The sequence below is a fragment of the Bradyrhizobium nivariense genome (genome assembly GCF_029846695.2).
GTDB lineage: Bacteria > Pseudomonadota > Alphaproteobacteria > Rhizobiales > Xanthobacteraceae > Bradyrhizobium.
The window spans coordinates 39314-57370 of the sequence record NZ_JARWCR020000008.1 but is presented as its reverse complement, the minus strand read 5'-3'; the positions used below and the strand labels follow the sequence as shown (position 1 = coordinate 57370).

Annotated in this window: 17 protein-coding genes; 11 read left to right on the top strand and 6 right to left on the bottom strand. The window is 62.8% G+C overall.

Annotated features, from left to right (window positions below; translation table 11 throughout):
• The first annotated feature begins 4 nt into the window (after window positions 1–4).
• Genes QCM77_RS09220 through QCM77_RS09210 form a run of 3 tightly spaced genes read left to right on the top strand, consistent with a single transcriptional unit; the run spans window position 5 to window position 2779 of the window.
• The gene (locus QCM77_RS09220; protein WP_279682972.1) at window positions 5–1066 is read left to right on the top strand and encodes an ABC transporter substrate-binding protein; all 1062 of its coding nucleotides are present in this window, start codon (window positions 5–7) and stop codon (window positions 1064–1066) included.
• Window positions 1063–1923, top strand: coding sequence for an ABC transporter ATP-binding protein (locus QCM77_RS09215; protein WP_279682970.1), 861 nt, complete (start codon window positions 1063–1065; stop codon window positions 1921–1923). Before QCM77_RS09220 ends, QCM77_RS09215 begins: the two co-directional genes overlap by 4 nt.
• Window positions 1916–2779, top strand: a complete 864-nt coding sequence (locus tag QCM77_RS09210; RefSeq protein ID WP_279682968.1) for an ABC transporter permease — start codon at window positions 1916–1918, stop codon at window positions 2777–2779. The genes QCM77_RS09215 and QCM77_RS09210 overlap by 8 nt, the downstream gene beginning before the upstream one ends.
• Window positions 2780–2795: 16 nt before the next feature.
• Here QCM77_RS09210 and QCM77_RS09205 read toward each other — a convergent pair whose 3' ends face one another.
• Window positions 2796–3317: an ABC transporter ATP-binding protein gene (locus QCM77_RS09205; RefSeq protein WP_279682966.1), complete on the bottom strand. Its 522-nt coding sequence runs from the start codon at window positions 3315–3317 to the stop codon at window positions 2796–2798.
• Window positions 3318–3699: 382 nt separating this feature from the next.
• On the opposite strand from QCM77_RS09205, the gene QCM77_RS09200 reads away from it, so the two are divergent.
• The 7 genes from QCM77_RS09200 (at window position 3700) to QCM77_RS09170 (ending at window position 11317) form a co-directional block, all read left to right on the top strand.
• Window positions 3700–5328, top strand: a complete 1629-nt coding sequence (locus QCM77_RS09200; protein ID WP_279683163.1) for an FAD-dependent oxidoreductase — start codon at window positions 3700–3702, stop codon at window positions 5326–5328.
• Window positions 5325–5645: a 4Fe-4S binding protein gene (locus QCM77_RS09195; protein WP_279682965.1), complete on the top strand. Its 321-nt coding sequence runs from the start codon at window positions 5325–5327 to the stop codon at window positions 5643–5645. The genes QCM77_RS09200 and QCM77_RS09195 overlap by 4 nt, the downstream gene beginning before the upstream one ends.
• Window positions 5646–5690: 45 nt before the next feature.
• A complete protein-coding gene (locus QCM77_RS09190; RefSeq protein WP_279682963.1) occupies window positions 5691–6914 on the top strand; it encodes an acyl-CoA dehydrogenase family protein in 1224 nt (407 codons plus the stop codon).
• 78 nt (window positions 6915–6992) lie between these two features.
• A complete protein-coding gene (locus QCM77_RS09185; RefSeq protein WP_279682961.1) occupies window positions 6993–7340 on the top strand; it encodes a DUF3088 domain-containing protein in 348 nt (115 codons plus the stop codon).
• A 194-nt stretch (window positions 7341–7534) separates the two neighbouring features.
• A complete protein-coding gene (gene groES / locus QCM77_RS09180; RefSeq protein WP_092214498.1) occupies window positions 7535–7822 on the top strand; it encodes a co-chaperone GroES in 288 nt (95 codons plus the stop codon).
• A gap of 86 nt (window positions 7823–7908) precedes the next feature.
• Window positions 7909–9534: a chaperonin GroEL gene (groL, locus tag QCM77_RS09175; protein WP_279682958.1), complete on the top strand. Its 1626-nt coding sequence runs from the start codon at window positions 7909–7911 to the stop codon at window positions 9532–9534.
• Between the two features lie 190 nt (window positions 9535–9724).
• Window positions 9725–11317: an ABC transporter substrate-binding protein gene (locus tag QCM77_RS09170; RefSeq protein ID WP_279682956.1), complete on the top strand. Its 1593-nt coding sequence runs from the start codon at window positions 9725–9727 to the stop codon at window positions 11315–11317.
• A gap of 7 nt (window positions 11318–11324) precedes the next feature.
• Here QCM77_RS09170 and QCM77_RS09165 read toward each other — a convergent pair whose 3' ends face one another.
• The 4 genes from QCM77_RS09165 to QCM77_RS09150 are packed head-to-tail and all read right to left on the bottom strand — an operon-like array spanning window position 11325 to window position 15225.
• Window positions 11325–12272 (bottom strand): ABC transporter ATP-binding protein, encoded by a 948-nt coding sequence (locus QCM77_RS09165; protein WP_279682954.1) that lies wholly within the window; start codon window positions 12270–12272, stop codon window positions 11325–11327.
• Window positions 12250–13254 carry an ABC transporter ATP-binding protein gene (locus QCM77_RS09160; protein WP_279682952.1) on the bottom strand — a complete coding sequence of 335 codons (1005 nt, stop codon included), beginning with the start codon at window positions 13252–13254 and terminating at the stop codon, window positions 12250–12252. Before QCM77_RS09160 ends, QCM77_RS09165 begins: the two co-directional genes overlap by 23 nt.
• A gap of 1 nt (window position 13255) precedes the next feature.
• Window positions 13256–14236 (bottom strand): ABC transporter permease, encoded by a 981-nt coding sequence (locus QCM77_RS09155; RefSeq protein ID WP_279682951.1) that lies wholly within the window; start codon window positions 14234–14236, stop codon window positions 13256–13258.
• 2 nt (window positions 14237–14238) lie between these two features.
• Entirely contained in the window at window positions 14239–15225 is a 987-nt protein-coding gene (locus QCM77_RS09150) for an ABC transporter permease (RefSeq protein ID WP_279682949.1), read from the bottom strand.
• A 199-nt stretch (window positions 15226–15424) separates the two neighbouring features.
• Here QCM77_RS09150 and QCM77_RS09145 point away from each other — a divergent pair, with 199 nt between their 5' ends.
• Complete coding sequence (locus QCM77_RS09145; protein ID WP_279683161.1) at window positions 15425–16627, top strand: LLM class flavin-dependent oxidoreductase; 1203 nt, start codon at window positions 15425–15427, stop codon at window positions 16625–16627.
• Window positions 16628–16644: 17 nt separating this feature from the next.
• Here the strand turns inward: QCM77_RS09145 and QCM77_RS09140 are convergent, their stop codons facing one another.
• Window positions 16645–18045: an LLM class flavin-dependent oxidoreductase gene (locus tag QCM77_RS09140; RefSeq protein ID WP_279682947.1), complete on the bottom strand. Its 1401-nt coding sequence runs from the start codon at window positions 18043–18045 to the stop codon at window positions 16645–16647.
• Window positions 18046–18057: the final 12 nt, after the last annotated feature.

Sequence of the window (18057 nt, the reverse complement as noted above, 5' to 3'; positions counted from 1 at the left end):
GACAATGAGAATCGCTATCTCTGCGCTGCGTCGCCTGGTTGCTGGCCTCCGAAGGGCAAGGGGCCGTCAACTCGGCCTGGCCGCCGTCGCGCTGATGGGTCTCGTCGGCAGCGCCGCGGCCGAACCGCAGCTCGAGAAAGCCGAGATTCGCTACCAAGGCTGGGCCGGGCAGGTGACCTTCGTCGAGCTGGCCGACGATCTCGGCTATCTCGCCCCTCTGAAGCTGAAATGGGTTGGCAACACCATCAGCGGTCCGCAGGACATTCAGACCGTCGTCACCGGCGACATCGACATCGGCGGCGCCTTCTATGGCGCGATCATCAAGCTGATCGCCGCCAAGGCGCCGATCAAGGCGGTGGTCGGCTACTACGGCTCGGACGACAACACCTATAATGGCTACTATGTGAAGGAAGACAGCCCGATCAAGACCGCGCGTGACCTGATCGGCAAGAAGGTCGCGGTCAACACGCTCGGCGCGCATCTGGAGTTCGTGCTGCGCGAGTACCTGGCCCGCAACGGCTTGACACCAGCCGAGGCGAAGCAGGTGACGCTGGTCGCGATCCCGCCGGTCACGGGCGAGCAGGCGTTGCGGCAGGGGCAGGTCGAGGTGACCACGCTGAACGGCGTGCTGCGCGACAAGGCGCTCGAGCGCGGCGGCATCCGCCGGCTGTTTGCGGATTCCGACATTTTCGGAAACTTCACCGGCGGGTCCTACGTGCTGCGGGACAAGTTCATCAAGGACAATCCCAACACCTCGCGCAAGCTGGTCGAAGGCGTATCACGCGCTATCGCCTGGGCGCAGACCACCCCGCCGGAGGAGGTGCGTACGCGCTTCGAGCGGATCATTGCGGAGCGCAAGCGCAACGAGGATGCCACGCCGATCAAATACTGGAAGAGCACGGGCGTCGCGACCAAGGGCGGCGTGATCGGCGATGCCGAACTTCAGGTGTGGGTCGACTGGCTGGTGAAGGACGGACTGCTGAAGCCGGACCAGCTCAAGCCGTCGGACCTCTACACCAATGAGTTCAACTATTTTCGTCCCGGCAAGACTGCGGAGGCCAAATGACCGCGGCAAAGATCAGATTCGAGCATGTGCGGAAGGAGTTCCTGGTCCGCGGTAAGGATGGCGGGGCCGCGCAACGCTTCACCGCGCTCGACGACATCACGTTGGATGTCCGGCCCGGGGAGTTCCTGGCGCTGGTCGGGCCGAGCGGTTGTGGCAAGTCGACCTTGCTCGATCTGCTCGGCGGTCTGACGACGCCGAGCAGCGGGCGCATCCTGCTCGACGGCAAGGTCATCGACGGGCCAGCGCGCGACCGCGGCATCGTGTTCCAGCAATACGCGCTGTTTCCCTGGCGCACGGCCGCGCAGAATGTCGAATTCGGGCTCGACATTGCAGGCCTGAAGGCGAGGGAGCGGCGGGAGCGAGCGCTGCACTATCTCGACCTGGTCGGACTGTCCGGTTTTGCCGATCGTTATCCGCACGAGCTTTCCGGCGGCATGAAACAGCGCGTCGCGATTGCCCGCAGCCTCGCCTACGATCCCGAGGTACTGCTGATGGATGAGCCGTTCGCGGCGCTCGATGCCCAGACACGCGAGACGCTGCAAGGCGAGCTGCTGCGGATCTGGCGCAGCACCGGAAAGACCATCCTGTTCATCACGCATGGCATCGATGAGGCGGTGGTGCTTGGTCAACGCGTGGCCGTGATGACCTCGCGTCCCGGCCGCATCAAGCAGATCGTCGATATCCCGAACGAGCTGCACAGCGAGACCGAGGACGTTCGTTCGCTGCCCGAGTTCGGGCATGTCAGGCACGAGGTGTGGTCCTTGCTGCGTGACGAGGTGTTGAAGGCGCAGGGCTCACAGCTTCCCGCTTCGGAGGGCGAACGCGTCGCAAAGGCGAAGGAATTGGCCCATGTCTAATCTGGAGATGCTGACGCTGCTGGAATTGGCGCAGGGGAGCCCGAAGGACCGGGCCGCTCAGCGCGCCGGCACGCTCGCTACGGCGTCAAGCAGCTTCGCACGATGGTTTGGTGGCATCGGGCAGCGATCGCTGTTGCTGTTCCTGGCCGTGTGGGAGACGGCACCGCGGCTCGGTCTGGTCGACGTGACGTTCCTGCCGCCGTTTTCCGAGGTGATTGCCGCGGGCTGGCAGCTCGCGCAAAGCGGTGAGCTCTATGACGACGTCGGTGCCAGCCTGCTCCGGGCGCTGAGCGGATTTATGATCGCCATCGTCCTGTTCGTACCGCTAGGTGTGCTCACGGGATGGTACGCAAGGCTCGGCGATCTCCTGAACCAGACCATCGAGATCGCGCGCAACACGGCGCCGCTGGCGCTGCTGCCGGTCTTCATCCTGCTGCTTGGGATCGGCGAGCTCTCGAAGGTCACCATGGTGGTCTATAGCTGCGCGTGGCCGCTGCTGCTCAACACGATTGCGGCCGTTCGCCAGGTCGATCCGCTACTGGTCAAGTCGGCACGGACGATGGGGGCCACACCGAGCCAGCTGTTCCTGAAAGTGATCCTGCCGGCGTCGCTGCCGACGATCTTCGTCGGCATCCGCCTCGCAAGCGCCTCCGCGATGCTGGTCCTGGTGGCTTCAGAGATGGTGGGGGCGAAGTCCGGGCTCGGCTATCTCATCATCAACAGCCAGTACAGTTTTCTGATCCCGCAGATGTATTTCGGCATCCTCGGAATCACGGTGATCGGCCTCGCCTTCAACGCGATCCTGGAGGCGTTGGAGCGTCGCCTGATGCGCTGGAAGACACCCGTCGCGGCGTGAGCTTGCGCCACCGGGGTCAGGCGGGTTCCTCATCGCCGAGTATTCCGCGCAGGTGCGCGACCAGGTCGCGGTTCGCCGGATCGTCGCGGCGCCGCGGCCGGGGCGTGTCGATCGCAATCGAGGCGGCAAGGCGCCCGGGCTTGCCGGTGATCGCGATCACCTCATCGGCGAGATAGACCGCCTCGGTGATCGAATGAGTCACGAAGATGATGGTCTTGTGGGTTGCAGCGTGAATGCGCGCGAGCTCATCCTGCAGAGCTTCGCGGGTGAGCGCGTCTACAGCGGCAAACGGCTCGTCCATCGGTAGGATGTCGGGATCGACCGCGAGCGCCTGCGCCAATGCCACGCGTTGACGCTGTCCGCCGGACATTTCGTGCGGATATCTCTTCTCGAACCCGGACAGACCGACGAGCGCGAGCGCGGCCCTCGCCATCTCCTGGCGCTGCTTGGCGCCGACTTGGCCGTGCTCGAGACCGAAGCAGACGTTTGAAACGATCGTACGCCACGGCAGCAAGTATCCGGCTTTGAGAGAAGCCATTACCATGAGATGGCTCTCGCTCAGCAGCGGCGAAGATGGCCTTGGGTGTCCTTGTTCTGTTAGCGCGCTGGTAGCCACGGGGCGGACCCGTAGAAAGGCAAGCGGCCCGAGCCGCAAGTGGATATAGCAACGCTGCCGCTTTCATCACATAGCGCACCCTTACCTCTCCGCTGCGATTCCCTCGCTCATCAGGGCGACACTGCGGAAGGTCCGGATCGTGCGCGCTGGCACCCGGTAGAAAATTTCCGTCATCTGCGATCCGAGAGCAAGCTTCATCTCTCTCGACCCAAATATCCGAAATTGCCAGAAGCATGATCTCGCGCGATCTTCCTTGTTGTAGCGCGGATGGGACACCGTGCCGGATTCATTCTGGAGACGAGCGATGACGAACCCATCTGGCCGTGCCGAGAAGTTGTCGAGCGCGGTGGGCTCACTTCTGCTCGACGCTGATGTTCTGGTCCTCGGTGGTGGCCCGGCCGGCACGTGGGCGGCGATCAGTGCTGCCGAGCAGGGCGCGCGCGTCGTGCTGGCGGACAAGGGATTTTGCGGCACGTCGGGCGCGACCGCCGCGGCGGGCACTGGCGTGTGGTACGTTGACCCTTCGCCCGAGCATCGCGAGACGGCGATGGCGACCCGCGAAAAACTCGGCGGTTATCTCCAGGATCGCCGCTGGATGGCGCGTGTTCTGGACCGCACATATGCCCAGAGCAATCGGCTCGCCGATTGGGGTTACCCCTATCCGGTCGACGAGGGCGGCAAGCCACAGCGGAATTCGCTCCAGGGCCCGGAATATATGCGGTTGATGCGCAAACGCACAAAACAAGCAGGGGTTACGATCCTGGATCACGCGCCGGCGCTCGAACTGCTCGTCGATGGGAACGGTGTGGTTGCCGGTGCTGCCGGCCTGCGACGCCAGAAAGGTGACCGCTGGGCCGTCAATGCCAAAGCCGTGGTGATTGCCACCGGCGGATGCGCCTTCCTCAGCAAGACCTTGGGCTCGAACGTGCTGACCGGCGACGGATATCTTCTGGCCGCCGAGGCGGGTGCGGAATTCACCAGTATGGAATTCTCAAATGCCTACGCCATTTCGCCGGCATTTGGTTCCGTGACCAAAACCCTGTTCTACAGCTGGGCAAGCTTCACGGACGAGGGAGGCAGCGTCATTCCCGGGGCTTCGTCGAAGGGCGGCCGATCGGTGATTGCGCGCGCGCTGCGGAAGGGGCAGGTGTACGCTCAGCTCGATGAGGCCGATGCGGAGACGCAGAGGCAGATGCGTGTGTCCCAGCCAAACTTCTTCCTGCCGTTCGACCGAACAGGTATCGATCCGTTCACGCAGCGCTTTCCAATTACACTCCGTCTCGAGGGCACCGTACGCGGCACGGGCGGCCTGCGGCTCGTTGACGACAGCTGCGCCACCACCGTTCCGGGTCTCTATGCGGCGGGCGATGCGGCAACCCGGGAACTGATCTGTGGAGGTTTCACCGGCGGCGGTAGTCATAACGCTGCCTGGGCGATGTCATCAGGATTTTGGGCCGGCCAGGGCGCGGCGGAATTCGCCCGTCAGTTGGGTGCGACGAACCAGCGTCAGGCCTTCCGGCGCGGCACGATTGCCCTGCGCTCCGGCGGCGGGCGGCCGTTGCAGGCCGGACAGCTGACCCGCAACGTTCAGGACGAAGTGTTCCCCTACGAGCTGAACTACTTCCGCGAGGCGGGCCGGCTCGGCGGGTCCTTGGAGCGCCTCGATACACTTTGGTCGGAAGCCTCCGATGCCGCGGGGGCGGACGAACCGGATCTGCTTCGGGCGCGCGAGGCGACCGCCATGCTGGCGACCGCGCGGTGGATGTATCGCAGCGCGCTGGCGCGTCAGGAAAGCCGCGGAATGCATCGCCGCGACGATTATCCGGAGCAGAACGAGCGTTATCGTCACTACGTGACGACGGGAGGGCTCGACGAAGTCTGGACGTCGACCCGGCCTCTGGCCTCCGCCTCGTACTCGGAGGCTGCGGAATGATCGAGGTGATTGATGCGGAGCGTTGCACCTCCTGCGACATTTGCGTGAGCGTGTGCCCAACCAATGTCTTCGACAAGACGGACGGCAATCCGAAGATCGCGCGTCAGAACGACTGCCAGACCTGCTTTCTGTGCGAGCTCTATTGTCCCGAAGACGCGCTGTTCGTTTCGCCCTTTGCCGACGTCGCGCAGACGGTCGATGTTGCGGCGTTGAGGCAATCGGCGACGTTGGGCAGCTATCGGCGTGCCGTAGGCTGGACCGAAGAGAGCCGAGACCTTCGGGCAGCGGATCGGAGCTATCGGCTGTTCGGCCATTGAGAGCCGGGGTCGCCCGACGGAGCTAGGCAATACAAGAGGATAATGATGTCGCAGATTGATCTTGCCTGGGGCGGTGGTCCTTCAGGGCGCTACGAAGCACTCGCCGCACCGTTTCGGCCACTGTTCAGGTCGATCAGGGAGGGAGCGGTCTCGCGCGACGTGGAACATCGCTTGCCCTATGACGAGATCAAGGCGTTGCGAGAGGCGGGCTTCACGGCCGTTCGCGTGCCCCGGGACTTTGGCGGTGCAGGAGCGAGCCTTCCCGAGCTGTTCAATCTGTTGATCGAATTATCGGAGGCCGATTCAAACGTTACGAACTCCGTCCGGGCGCATTTCGGCTTCACGGAGGACGTCGTCAATTCGCCAGATCCCAAGCGACGCGAACTTTGGTTGCGCCGGATCGGCGAGAAGACGTTCTTCGGGAACGGGCACAGCGAGATCGGGGACGCCAAGCTGCAGGCCTTCTCGACGACGGTCTCAAGCAAGAACGGCCAGTTGGTGCTGAACGGCAAGAAATACTATACGACCGGCACTCTGTTCGCGGACTGGATCAACGTCGCCGCGCAGCACGAGAATGGTGATCCGGTCGGTGTCGTCGTCTCGCGCCATTCGCCGGGTGTCGAAGTCCTCGACGACTGGGACGGCTTCGGGCAGGCTTTGACCGCGAGCGGAACGACGCTGTTTACGGACGTTCCGGTTGAGGGAAATCGGGTCGTCCAGGTTGCGGAACGCTTCAAATATTCCAATCCGTTCTATCAACTCTTCCACCTTGCTACGCTTGCCGGCATCGCGCGTGCGGCAGCCAACGATGTGGCGGCGCTGGTGAGGAAGAGAACACGGGTCTTCAGTCACGGGAACGCGAGCAGCGCCGCGGCCGATCCGCAAATTCTCCAGGTGATCGGGCGGGTGCGCGGAAATGCATATGCGGCCGGCGCAATCGTTCTCAAGGTTGCCGAGGCGTTGCAACGAGCTCATGAGGCGCAACTGGCGGGTGATCCTGATCGAACAGCCGCCGCGATCGCGATCGCCGAGATCGAGCTCGATCAGACCGTAACCGTCGTCTCGGATCTCGTTCTGGAGGCAACCACGATCATCTTCGACGCGCTTGGGGCCTCTTCGACCGCAAAAAATCTCGGGCTCGATCGGTACTGGCGGAACGCCAGGACCATCACGACGCATAATCCGCGCGTTTACCGCGACCGCATCGTCGGCGATTTTGCCGTCAATGGAACCCCTCCGCCGGGTCAATATCGCATCGGGACGGCATAGCTCGATACGGTAATATCTGCCCCTCGTTCATATGGACTGGGCAAGCATGGAGCGCCCAGATTAAGTTGGAGAACGGTGATGAGTGGTGATCGCCTCTTCCTTTTGAAGCCGGGATTTGAGGATCCATCAAAACCAGGCCGGTTCTTCGTTTGCCCGCACTGCAATGCAATTGAGGGCTTACTGGCGTCCTTCCCCGGACTGGCCACGCAGGTCGAGGTGCACCGTCTTCCGTTCCTGAGGCCCAGGGAGGCGATCGTCGAGGTTCTAGGTGAGCAGCATCAGTCGCTGCCGGTTCTGGTGTTCGATGAGAGCCATCCCGTACCCGAGGACGCGGATGTAGCCAACGGCTGGCGCTTCATCGATTCGTCGGAGCGGATACTCCGCTATCTGGCCGAGCGCTATACGTTTCCCTATGTCCATCATTGAAGTCGCGTAGCTTGACCGAAACGTTTTTCAGGCCGCTTTTGTTTTGCAGAAATCGTCTATTTTCACAGCGCAATTTGCCATGGACACGATGTGGTCGTGATCATAGCTTTTTGCAGTCACCATCGGCCGAACCCAGAAGCGAAATGTCGTTGGTGCGCTAGAGTCAACGCAAGAAGCTTCCGAGGTGAATCCTGATGAGTTTTCGTCCATTGCATGATCGCGTGGTGATCCGCCGGATCGAGGAGAGCAACAAGACGAAGGGCGGGATCATCATTCCCGACACGGCCAAGGAGAAGCCGCAAGAGGGTGAAGTCGTGGCGGTCGGCAGCGGCGCGCGCGACGAGACTGGAAAGCTCCTGCCGCTCGACGTCAAGAAAGGTGACCGCGTCCTCTTCGGGAAGTGGTCCGGAACGGAAGTGAAGATCAATGGCGAGGATCTGCTGATCGCCAAGGAATCCGACATTCTGGGCGTGATCGCCTAGCATCTCGACCAAATCGTATTTGTTCAACGTGCTGTAGTTCGCGCGGAAGCGCGAGGCGGAGCACTTTTGTCTGAAGGATCATCGCTGTGGCTGCAAAAGAAGTGAAATTCTCCGCCGATGCCCGCGAGCGCTTGCTGCGTGGCGTGGACGTGCTTGCGAACGCCGTCAAGGTGACGCTTGGCCCGAAGGGGCGTAACGTGGTCATCGAGAAGTCGTTCGGCGCGCCACGGATCACGAAAGACGGCGTTACGGTCGCGAAGGAGATCGAACTCGAAGACAAATATGAGAACATCGGCGCGCAGCTGCTCCGCGAAGTGGCGTCGAAGACGAACGATCTCGCCGGCGATGGGACGACGACTGCGACAGTGTTGGCGCAGGCCATCGTCCGGGAAGGTGCCAAGGCGGTCGCGGCCAGCCTCAATCCGCTCGATCTGAAGCGAGGTATCGACCTCGCCGTCGCGGAGGCCATCAAGGATATCGAGAAGCGCGCCCGGAAAGTTCAGTCGTCCGAAGAAGTCGCCCAAGTCGGGACGATTTCGGCCAATGGCGACGTTGAAATCGGGAAGATCATTGCGAATGCGGTGAAGAAAGTCGGCAACGACGGCGTCATCACGGTCGAGGAGGCGAAGAGCTTGGATACCGAGCTCGACGTCGTCGAGGGACTTCAGTTCGACCGTGGCTACCTGTCGCCCTATTTCGTCACGAACTCCGAGAAGCTGCTCGTCGAGTTCGAGGATCCCTATATTCTGATTCACGAAGCCAAGCTCAGCTCGCTTCATCCGTTGTTGCCGGTCCTAGAAGCCGTCGCGCAGTCGGGCAAGTCATTGCTGGTCATAGCCGAGGACGTCGAGGGCGAGGCGCTCGCAACACTGGTCGTCAACAGGCTTCGGGGCGGCTTGAAGATCGCTGCGGTCAAGGCGCCGGGCTTCGGTGATCGGCGCAAGGCTCAACTCGAAGACATCGCGATTTTGACAGGGGGGCAGACGATTTCGGAAGATCTCGGTATCAAGTTGGAAAATGTCACTCTGTCGCAGTTGGGCCGGGCCAAGAAGGTCCGGATCGACAAGGAGAATACGACGGTCGTCGGCGGCGCCGGCAAGCGCAAGGATATCGATGCCCGGATCGCGCAGATCAGGGCCCAGGTCGAGGACACGACGTCGGACTATGATCGCGAGAAGCTCCAGGAGCGGCTGGCGAAGCTCTCTGGAGGGGTCGCGGTCATACGGGTCGGCGGTGCTACCGAGGTCGAGGTCAAGGAACGGAAAGACCGCGTCGACGATGCGTTGAATGCGACCCGTGCCGCCATCGCAGAGGGCATTGTTCCCGGCGGCGGTGTCGCGTTGCTGCGCGCAAAGACCGCGATCGGTCGGTTAACTCACGCGAACCCGGACGTACAGGCGGGCATCAACATCGTGCTCAAGGCTCTGGAGGCCCCGATCCGGCAGATCGCTGAAAATGCCGGTGTCGAAGGGTCCATTGTGGTCGGCAAGATCCTTGAGAACAGATCGCCGACATACGGCTTCGATGCGCAGACCGAACAATATGTCGACCTGATCAATGCGGGCATCGTCGACCCCGCGAAAGTCGTCAGGACGGCCTTGCAGGACGCAGCTTCCATCGCCTCGCTCATCGTGACGACGGAAGCGTTGGTTGCCGAATTGCCAAAGGACAAGCAGGGTCTCGGTGCTCCCGGGGCGGGGGGAGAGTTCTGAGCCGACGGACCCATTGCGGGGCGGTTTGTCGACCGGAACGGCTGTCGCGTGAGCGCACCCGGATGGCGGTCTGGGCCATGCGTCTCGCGCGACAGCCAATTTGGCGGAGTCAGCGCGGCACAGCAGCGATCCATGCCAGGCTGCGCGAAGCCATGGATCCTTCGTCGGTCGCGGGTTTTAGGAGTAGCTCATGACACTGATGTCCCGGCGAAGCTTCGTTGCGGCGACCGCAGCTGCGCTTGCGGTCTCGACGGCCACGCGAGCCCAGGAGGAGGCTCCGCGTCCTGGAGGGCGGCTCTCCTTCGTCATTCACCCGGAGCCGACCACCCTTGTTTGTTTCAACACGACGGAAGGACCGGCAATCCAGGCCAGCACCAAGGTCGTCGAAGGTCTTCTGACCTACGATTTCGATCTCAATCCGAAGCCTCAGCTGGCAACGGCCTGGAGCGTCAGCGAGGACGGCCTGCAATATCGCTTCGACTTGCGCCGGAACGTGAGATGGCATGACGGGCAAGCCTTTACCGCGGCGGACGTGGCCTATTCGGTCGGTCTGTTGAAGTCGGCGCATCCGCGTGGGCGCACGACGTTCGCTAACCTTCTCGAGGCGACGGCCGTGGACGAGCACACCGTCGTCCTGAAACTCGCCAAGCCGGCACCCTATCTGCTTTATGCCCTCGCGGCGGGGGAGTCTCCGATCGTTCCGCGGCACGTCTACGAGGGCAAGGGCGATCCGCTGCAAAATCCCAACAACCGCGCCCCGATCGGAACGGGTCCGTTTCTGTTCAAGGAATGGGTGCTTGGCAATTACGTCAGCTATGTCCGTAACCCGAACTACTGGGACAGCCCAAAACCCTATCTCGAAGCGTTGCTTGTCCGCGTGATCCCGGATGGCGCGGCCCGTGCTGTGGCCTTCGAAACCAGCGAGCTCGATCTCGGCGGATCGACCCCGGTTTCGCCGCTGGATCTCGATCGCTTCCAGAAGATTCCGCATCTCGGCCTCGAAACGCGCGGCTACGAATACTCGCCCACGCTCTACGGCCTCGAGTTCAATCTCGATCACCCGATTCTCAGCAACATCAAGGTGCGCAAGGCAATCGCCCACGCCGTCGATCCGGCGGTTATCCTCAATGTGGCCTGGTATGGTCTCGGGGAGCGAACGGTCAGCATCGTCAGCCCGACCTTGAAGCGGTTCTACAATTCCAAAGTCCCCGCTTATGCTTATGACTTGAAGGCGGCGGCGCGATTGCTCGACGAGGCCGGCTTCCCGCTGAAGGGACGATGGCGCTTTGCTCTCACGCACGATTTCCAGCCCTTCGGCGAGAATTTCAAGCGCAGCGGCGAGGCCCTCAAGAGCGCACTGGCTGCGGTCGGCATCGATGTAACCGTCCGCGGGCAGGACTTTCCGAGCTATCTCAAGCGTGTCTACACCGACCGCGATTACGATTTCACGTTCCATCCGTTTACGAACATGTTCGATCCAACGGTCGGCTTGCAACGCTTCTACACGACCGACAATTACCGAAAAGGCGTCGCGTTCACCAATGCCAGCCATTATTCCAATCCGGAGATCGACAGGCTCTTTGCGGAGATTGCAGTGGAGGCGGACGTGGTCAGGCGGAAGGCGTCGATCGACCGTTTCCAAGAGATCGTGGCCGACGAACTGCCGGTTCTTCCGTTGATGCTCAGCAAGCCCGTGACGGTCTACAACAGGCGCGTCGTCGGTCACACCATCGATAGCGCCGGTCCGCAGGGCAATTTCGCCAACGTATGGCTGCGCAGCTGATCCGGCCCTAGCTCGCCTGCAGATCGGCGTGATGACAAGCCACGCTCTGGCCTGACCGGCTGTTGCGCAATTCGGGATCCTGCTGTGCGCACAGCTCCGTCGCCAGCGGGCAACGCGGCTGAAACCGACAGCCTCTGCCTGCGCTGCGGGGGTCAGGCAGGTCGCCGGGAAGGGGCGCCGCATACCGTCTGCGTGCCGGGTCCGGTACGGCATCGATCAGCGCGCGGGTATATGGGTGCAGGGGGTTTTTCCAGATCTGCTCGTGGCTGCCGCTCTCCACGATGCGGCCGAGATACATCACTAGAATCCGGTCCGACAGATAGCGCACCACCGAAAGGTCGTGCGAAATGAACAGCAATGACAGCTTCATTCGGCCTTTGATGTCGGCGAGCAGGTTCAGGACTTGAGCCTGCACGGATAGATCGAGCGCGGACACTGGTTCATCGCAGATGATGAGGTCCGGGCCCAGGATCAGCGCCCGTGCGATCCCGATCCGCTGACGCTGACCGCCTGAGAACTCGTGAGGATAACGCGTTGCCGAATCTTCGGGCAGACCCACTTGCGAGAGAATCTCACCGACACGCTGGCGCCGTTCGCGACGCGAGCCGATACGGTGAACGTCGAGCGGCGCGCCAAGGATATCGCCGATCGTCTGCCGCGGGTTGAGCGATGCGAACGGATCTTGAAATACCATCTGGAGCCTGCGACGGTAGGCCCGCAATTTCTGCTCCGGCAGCTTGGTGAGATCAGTTCCGTCGAAAGTGATACGACCGGCGGACGGTTCGACCAGCCGGAGAATGGTCTTGCCCAGGGTAGACTTACCGCAGCCGGACTCGCCGACCAGACCTACGGTCTCGCCGGCTGAGATATCAAGCGAAACGCCATCGATCGCGTGGACCGGCACCGCTCCCGAGCGATAGGTCGTCCTGAGTTCAGAGACTGACAGCAGCGTCATGGGTCGCACCGTGTGAGGATCGGGTGAGTTCTGCGTGACAGGCCACGCGCCGGCCAGACTGCGTCTCCCGTTCGGGCGGGAACTCGGTTCGGCAGGGCGCGAACCGTTCCGGGCAACGCGGAGCAAACGGGCAACCCGGTTGGGTGGCGGCAGAGGTGATGCTGCCAGGAATCTCGGACAATCTAGCGTTTCGGTAGTGCAGCCGATCGTGCAGGCGCGGCGAAGCCGCCAGGAGGCCGCGCGTATAGGGATGCAGAGGGCGGTCGAACAGCGAGTCGGGCGCTGCTTCCTCGACTTTCCGGCCGGCATACATGACGACGACCCGGTCGGCCCATTGGCCTACCAGGCCAAGGTCGTGAGTGATGAGCAGGAGGGAAAGTGAGAGCTCCCGGCGCAGCCGATCGAGCAATTCGAGCACCTGTGCCTGGATGGTGACGTCCAGGGCGGTCGTCGGCTCGTCGGCGATCAGGATCTTGGGCCGGCACGCAACCGCAATGGCAATCATGACGCGTTGACGCATCCCACCCGAGAGCCGGTGCGGATAGTCCTCAAGGCAAGCTTCCGGATTGGGGATGCGAACGAGGTCGAGGAGTGCGGCAGCTTCGCGACGTGCCTGCGCCTTGCTTAAGCCGCGGTGCAGATGAAGCACTTCCGTGATCTGTCGCCCGATCGTCAGCACCGGATTGAGCGACGTCATCGGCTCCTGAAAGATCATCGCGACGTCGCGCCCGCGCCTTCGCCGCATCTCGATCTCGGAAAGGGCGAGCAGCTCCTCGCCGCCGAGCCGAATGCTGCCCGTCGTGACGCGAGCCGCCTTGGGCAGCAACCGCATCAACGCCAGCGCGGTCAGCGACTTGCCGGAGCCGGATTCTCCGACGACTGCGAGCGTCTCTGCGGGCGCAACGCTGAAACTCAGGTTCCGCACCGGCGTGGCGTTCGGAAAGCCGATGGTGAGGTCTTGGACGTCGAGCAGGGCTGTCATGTCAGCGCTCCCTGCTGAAACGAGGGTTGAGCACGTCGGTCAGGCCGTCGCCGATCAGGTTCAGCGACAGCACCGTGAAAACAATGACGACGCCGGGAAGTGCGGTGAGATACCATGCCGTCCTGATCAGTTCGCGTCCGGAGCCGATCATGCTGCCCCAGCTCACGACATTCGGATCACCGAGGCCGAGGAACGACAGCGCAGCCTCCATCAGGATCGCGGAGGCCACCATCACCGACGCCGTGACGATGATCGCCGGAAGGGCGTTGGGTAGGATCTCGCGAATGACGATGCGCGCGTGACCGAAGCCAAGGCCTCGCGCCGCCATCACGAATTCCTTCTCGCGCAGTACCCTGAACTCCGCGCGGACGAGTCGGGCAATCGTGGGCCAGGTCACCAGGCCGATGGCCCAAGTCACCGTGACGATGGACGGCTGGGCGATCGCGACGAGGACGACGAGCAGGATGAAGCTCGGGACCGTCTGGAACAGCTCGATGACGCGGACGAGAATGTCGTCGACGCGTCCGCCGCGATATCCCGCAGTCGCGCCGATGAGGATGCCGACCGTGAGCCCGATCGTGGTAGCGACACATCCGATCAGCAGCGAAACACGCGCGCCATGCATCAGGCCGGCGGCCACGTCGCGACCGAGCGAATCCGTTCCAAGCGGGTTTGCCAGATCTTGCCCTGGCCACAACAGTGGTCGCGCCACCATCCCCAGAGGATCTGCTGGATAAAGCACGGGCGCAAGGGCTGCTGCGACAACGATAGACAGCAGGAGCAGGCTGCCGGCCATAGCGGACGGGTTCTGCCGCAGGCGCCGAAACAGATGGGGGCGGGCACGTTCAACGTCCGCGGCGACGACATGCGTGTCCGGCGCGTGGATGTTGGGCCAAGCGGAATCGTCCGGCACAGCAGCAGCTGGACTGTCGGGGGTGCTTAGCACGGGCGATGCTGCGGAGTGGAGAGTGGCATCAGTCATGATCAACGGGTCTCGATGCGAGGGTCGAGCCAGGCCTGCACGAGATCGACCGTCATATTGGCGACGATCACGAGCAGGGATGACAGGAGAAGAATTCCGAGCAGCACGCTGAAATCGCGGCTCATGACTGCCTCGAAGGCGAGGCGGCCAAGTCCCGGCCAGCTATAGACCGTCTCGACGACAACGGCGCCGCCGAGCAGGCCGCCGAAATGCATGCCGGCCACGGTGGTGACGGGCAGTAGCGCGTTGCGCAGGACGTGACGCACCGTGATTGTGAGCGGCGACAGGCCCTTGGCCGCAGCCGTGCGCACATAGTCCTGCGCCTGGGCCTCGAGCATGGCGGCGCGTGCAAGCCGGGAATAGATCGCGATGTAGAACAGCGAGAGCGACAATGCGGGCAGAACCATGTAGCGCGCCCGGTCAAGCACCAGACCAATCCCGCTGACCGTTGAGCCGATCGTCGTGGAGCCGCCGCTCGGCAACCAGCCCAACTTGACCGAGAACAGCAGGATCAGCATCAGGCCGATCCAGAAGCCGGGGATCGAATAGAACAGCGTGACGAAGATCGAAATCACCCGGTCCGGCCATCGCCCGGCGAACGTGGCCATCACGATGCCGAGCGTGATGCCCCCGGCGAGCGCGATGACGAGAGCAGTTGCCATCAGAAAGACCGTGCCGGGCAAGCGCTGGCCTATGATGTCGGCTACAGGCAGGTTGTAGCGTGGCGAATAGCCAAGGCTGAAGTGAGCGAGATTGTCCAGATAGGCCACGAGTTGTATGAGCACGGGCTGATCAAGCCCGAAGCGAGCCCGCAAGGCGGCGACCGTCTCCATCGTCGCGGATCCCGACTCTCCGGCCAGAACGTCTGCGGCGTCGCCGGGCGCGAGCTGAAGCAGAAAAAAATTGATGATGATGATCCCGATCACGGTTGGGACCGCCTGCCACAGTGTCCGACGAAAAGTCTTTGCGATGCGCTGTATGCTCGACATGATTCTTCTAACTTCCGCGGTTCGTCGACAAAATGCTTTTGAGCCCGGTGTCGCGTGCGGGCGCGGACGTGTCTGCGCCGCCGCCGGCGCTCTGTTGACAATGGCAAAATGCATCAGCAACGTCGATGCATTCGCGTGCAGCGGCATGAGTACTGTGAACGGCCCGCAGATTGCGCGCATCATCACGACGGACATGATCATGACGATAGTGCACAAGCCGGGCAAAGTCGTTGGCTGGCCGGTCTTCCCGAGCCCCGCGCAATTTTCCGAGAGCCCTCTGGCAAAATCGCTGAGGCAGCCATTGCTGCTCGGATTGTTTCTCCCGATACAGGCGGGTGGCTGGAGCGCCTCGACCTTGCCGCGTTCGACGACCTGGACGTTCGACTACAATCGCGATCTGACGCTCGTCGCCGAAGCGTTGGGCTTCGATCTTGTCTTCGCCTTGTCGCAGTGGTTGCCGAAGGGCGGATATGGCGGCGTGTTCACGGGCCAGGCCCTCGACTCCTTCGTCACCACGGCGTCGCTCGCCGCCGTGACATCGCGGATCATGCTGATCTCGACCATCCACGTTCTCTATGGCCCGATCCATCCGCTGCATCTCGCCAAGTACGGCGCGACGCTGGATCACATTTCGGGTGGCCGTTGGGGCATCAACGTCGTGACCGGTCATCGCGCCGTCGAACACGAAGCGTTCGGCTGGAACCAGATCGAGCACGACCGGCGATACGAGCTGGCTGCCGAATTCCTGGAAGTGCTCCAGCGGTTGTGGGGTGATGAGGAGAATTTCTCCTTCTCCGGCCAGTCGTCCTGGAAGCTCAGCAATGCTTTCGTGACGCCCAAGCCGCAATTCGGCCGACCGATCCTGGTCAACGCAACCGGCTCCGACGCCGGAATCGCCTTCGCGGGCCGCTATTCCGATATCGTGTTCATCACCAGCCCGTCCGGCTCGTCGTTCGAAAGCGCGATCGAAGCGCTGCCGGCGCATACAAAGCGCGTTAAACAGTCGGCTATCGACGTCGGCCGTGAGGTGCGTACGCTGTTGAACCCCATGGTCGTTTGCCGGGAGACCGAGCGGGAGACCTGGCAGTATCACGACGCCATCGCCGCCCACATTGATCCCAAAGCCAGCATGCAGAATTTCGCCAGCGATGCGCACGCCTGGAAGGGGCGGGTTGGCGTCGATGCCCAGAAGCGGCGCGCCATCGGCGGCAACATCGAGGTGATCGGCACGCCGGAGCAGGTCGTGGAGCAATTCGTGAAGCTTAAGAAGGCGGGCGTCGACGGACTTCAGTTGAGCTTCTTCGACTTCAAGCCCGACCTGGACTTCTTCGGCCGTCGCGTGCTGCCCCTGATGGAGCAGGCCGGGCTGCGCCACACCGTGCCGAAGTTGCAGGGCGGTTGAAGGTGGGCGCATGACGCTCAAGCGGACGTAGGTTCGCGCCGCGGTACGACCGCGGCGTGATGGCGGAAGCGCGCAGCCGGATGAGACGACGGCAGCCGCGCCTGGCCGGCTCCGAAGATCTTCTCGCGCAGGGTGCCTGCGGCGTATTCGGTCTTGTAGACGCCGCGCCGTTGTAGCTCCGGCACGACGAGCTCGGCGAAATCCTGGTAGCCACCTGGCGTCACCGCGTAGCTGAGATTGAAGCCGTCGATGTCGGTCTCGTCGGCCCAGGCCTGGAGCTGATCGGCGACCTCGGCCGGCGATCCCACGATCACGGGCCCGCGGCCACCGATACCGTTGTGCTCGATGATCTCGCGGATCGTCCAGGGTCGCTCCGTACGGGAGAACGAGTCGATCATCGATGTGACCGAATTGTCCTTCTTCACCGTCGGGAACGGGTCGTCCAGGCTGTAGCCGGACAGGTCTATCCCGGTCCAGCCGGACAGCAGAGCGAGCGAGCCCTTCGGGTCGATATAGCGCTGGTAGTCGCGATACTTGGCCTCCGCCTCGGCACGGCTCTCGCCGACGATGACGGTCATCAGTGCATAGAAGCGGATGTCGCGGCCATCGCGGCCGAACGCGCGTGCGCGGGCCCGGGTTTCCGCGACGTTCGCTGCGGTCGGCGCCTTCGAATGCTCGCCTAGAAACACCGCCTCTGCGTGCCGGGCCGCAAAATCCTTGCCGCGGTTGGAGGCGCCGGCCTGAAACAGGAAGGGCGTCCGCTGGAGTGAGGGATGAACGAGATGGATGGCATCGATCTTGAAATGAGCGCCATGGTGATGAATCTTGCGGATGCGCGAGGGATCCGCGATGACACCTCGGATCGGATCGACCACGACGGCTTCGTCGTCCCAGCTGCCTTCCCAGAGCGCATAGACGGCGTCGAGGAATTCGTCAGCGAGGTCATAGCGCGGGTCATGGGCCATGATGTTGTCGCGGCCGACGGCGCGTGAGGCCGCGTTGGAATAGCCTGTGACGATGTTCCAGGCGACGCGCCCCTTGGTCAGATGATCCAGTGTCGAGAAGCGGCGGGCAAGCGTGAATGGCGGCTCATAGGAGACCGGGGCCGTAACGCCGAGCCCCAGATGCGTGGTGACATGGGCCATCGCCGAAACCAGCAGCATAGGATCGAGCTTCGGGATCTGGGCGCCGGTGCTGAGAGCCGCATCAGCGGTTCCGGCATAGACGTCGTGAATCCCGATCCCGTCGGCGATGAAGATGGAGTCGAACTTGCCGGCCTCGAGGATTTTCGCCACGTCCGTCCAGTAGTCGAGCGTGGAGAAATCGAGCGAGCGGTCGTCCGGATGGCGCCACAGCCCCGGCGAGAGATGGACCGGGCTGAAGATGGCGAAACCATTAACCTGGATGAGCTTGGGCACGGCGGGATCTCG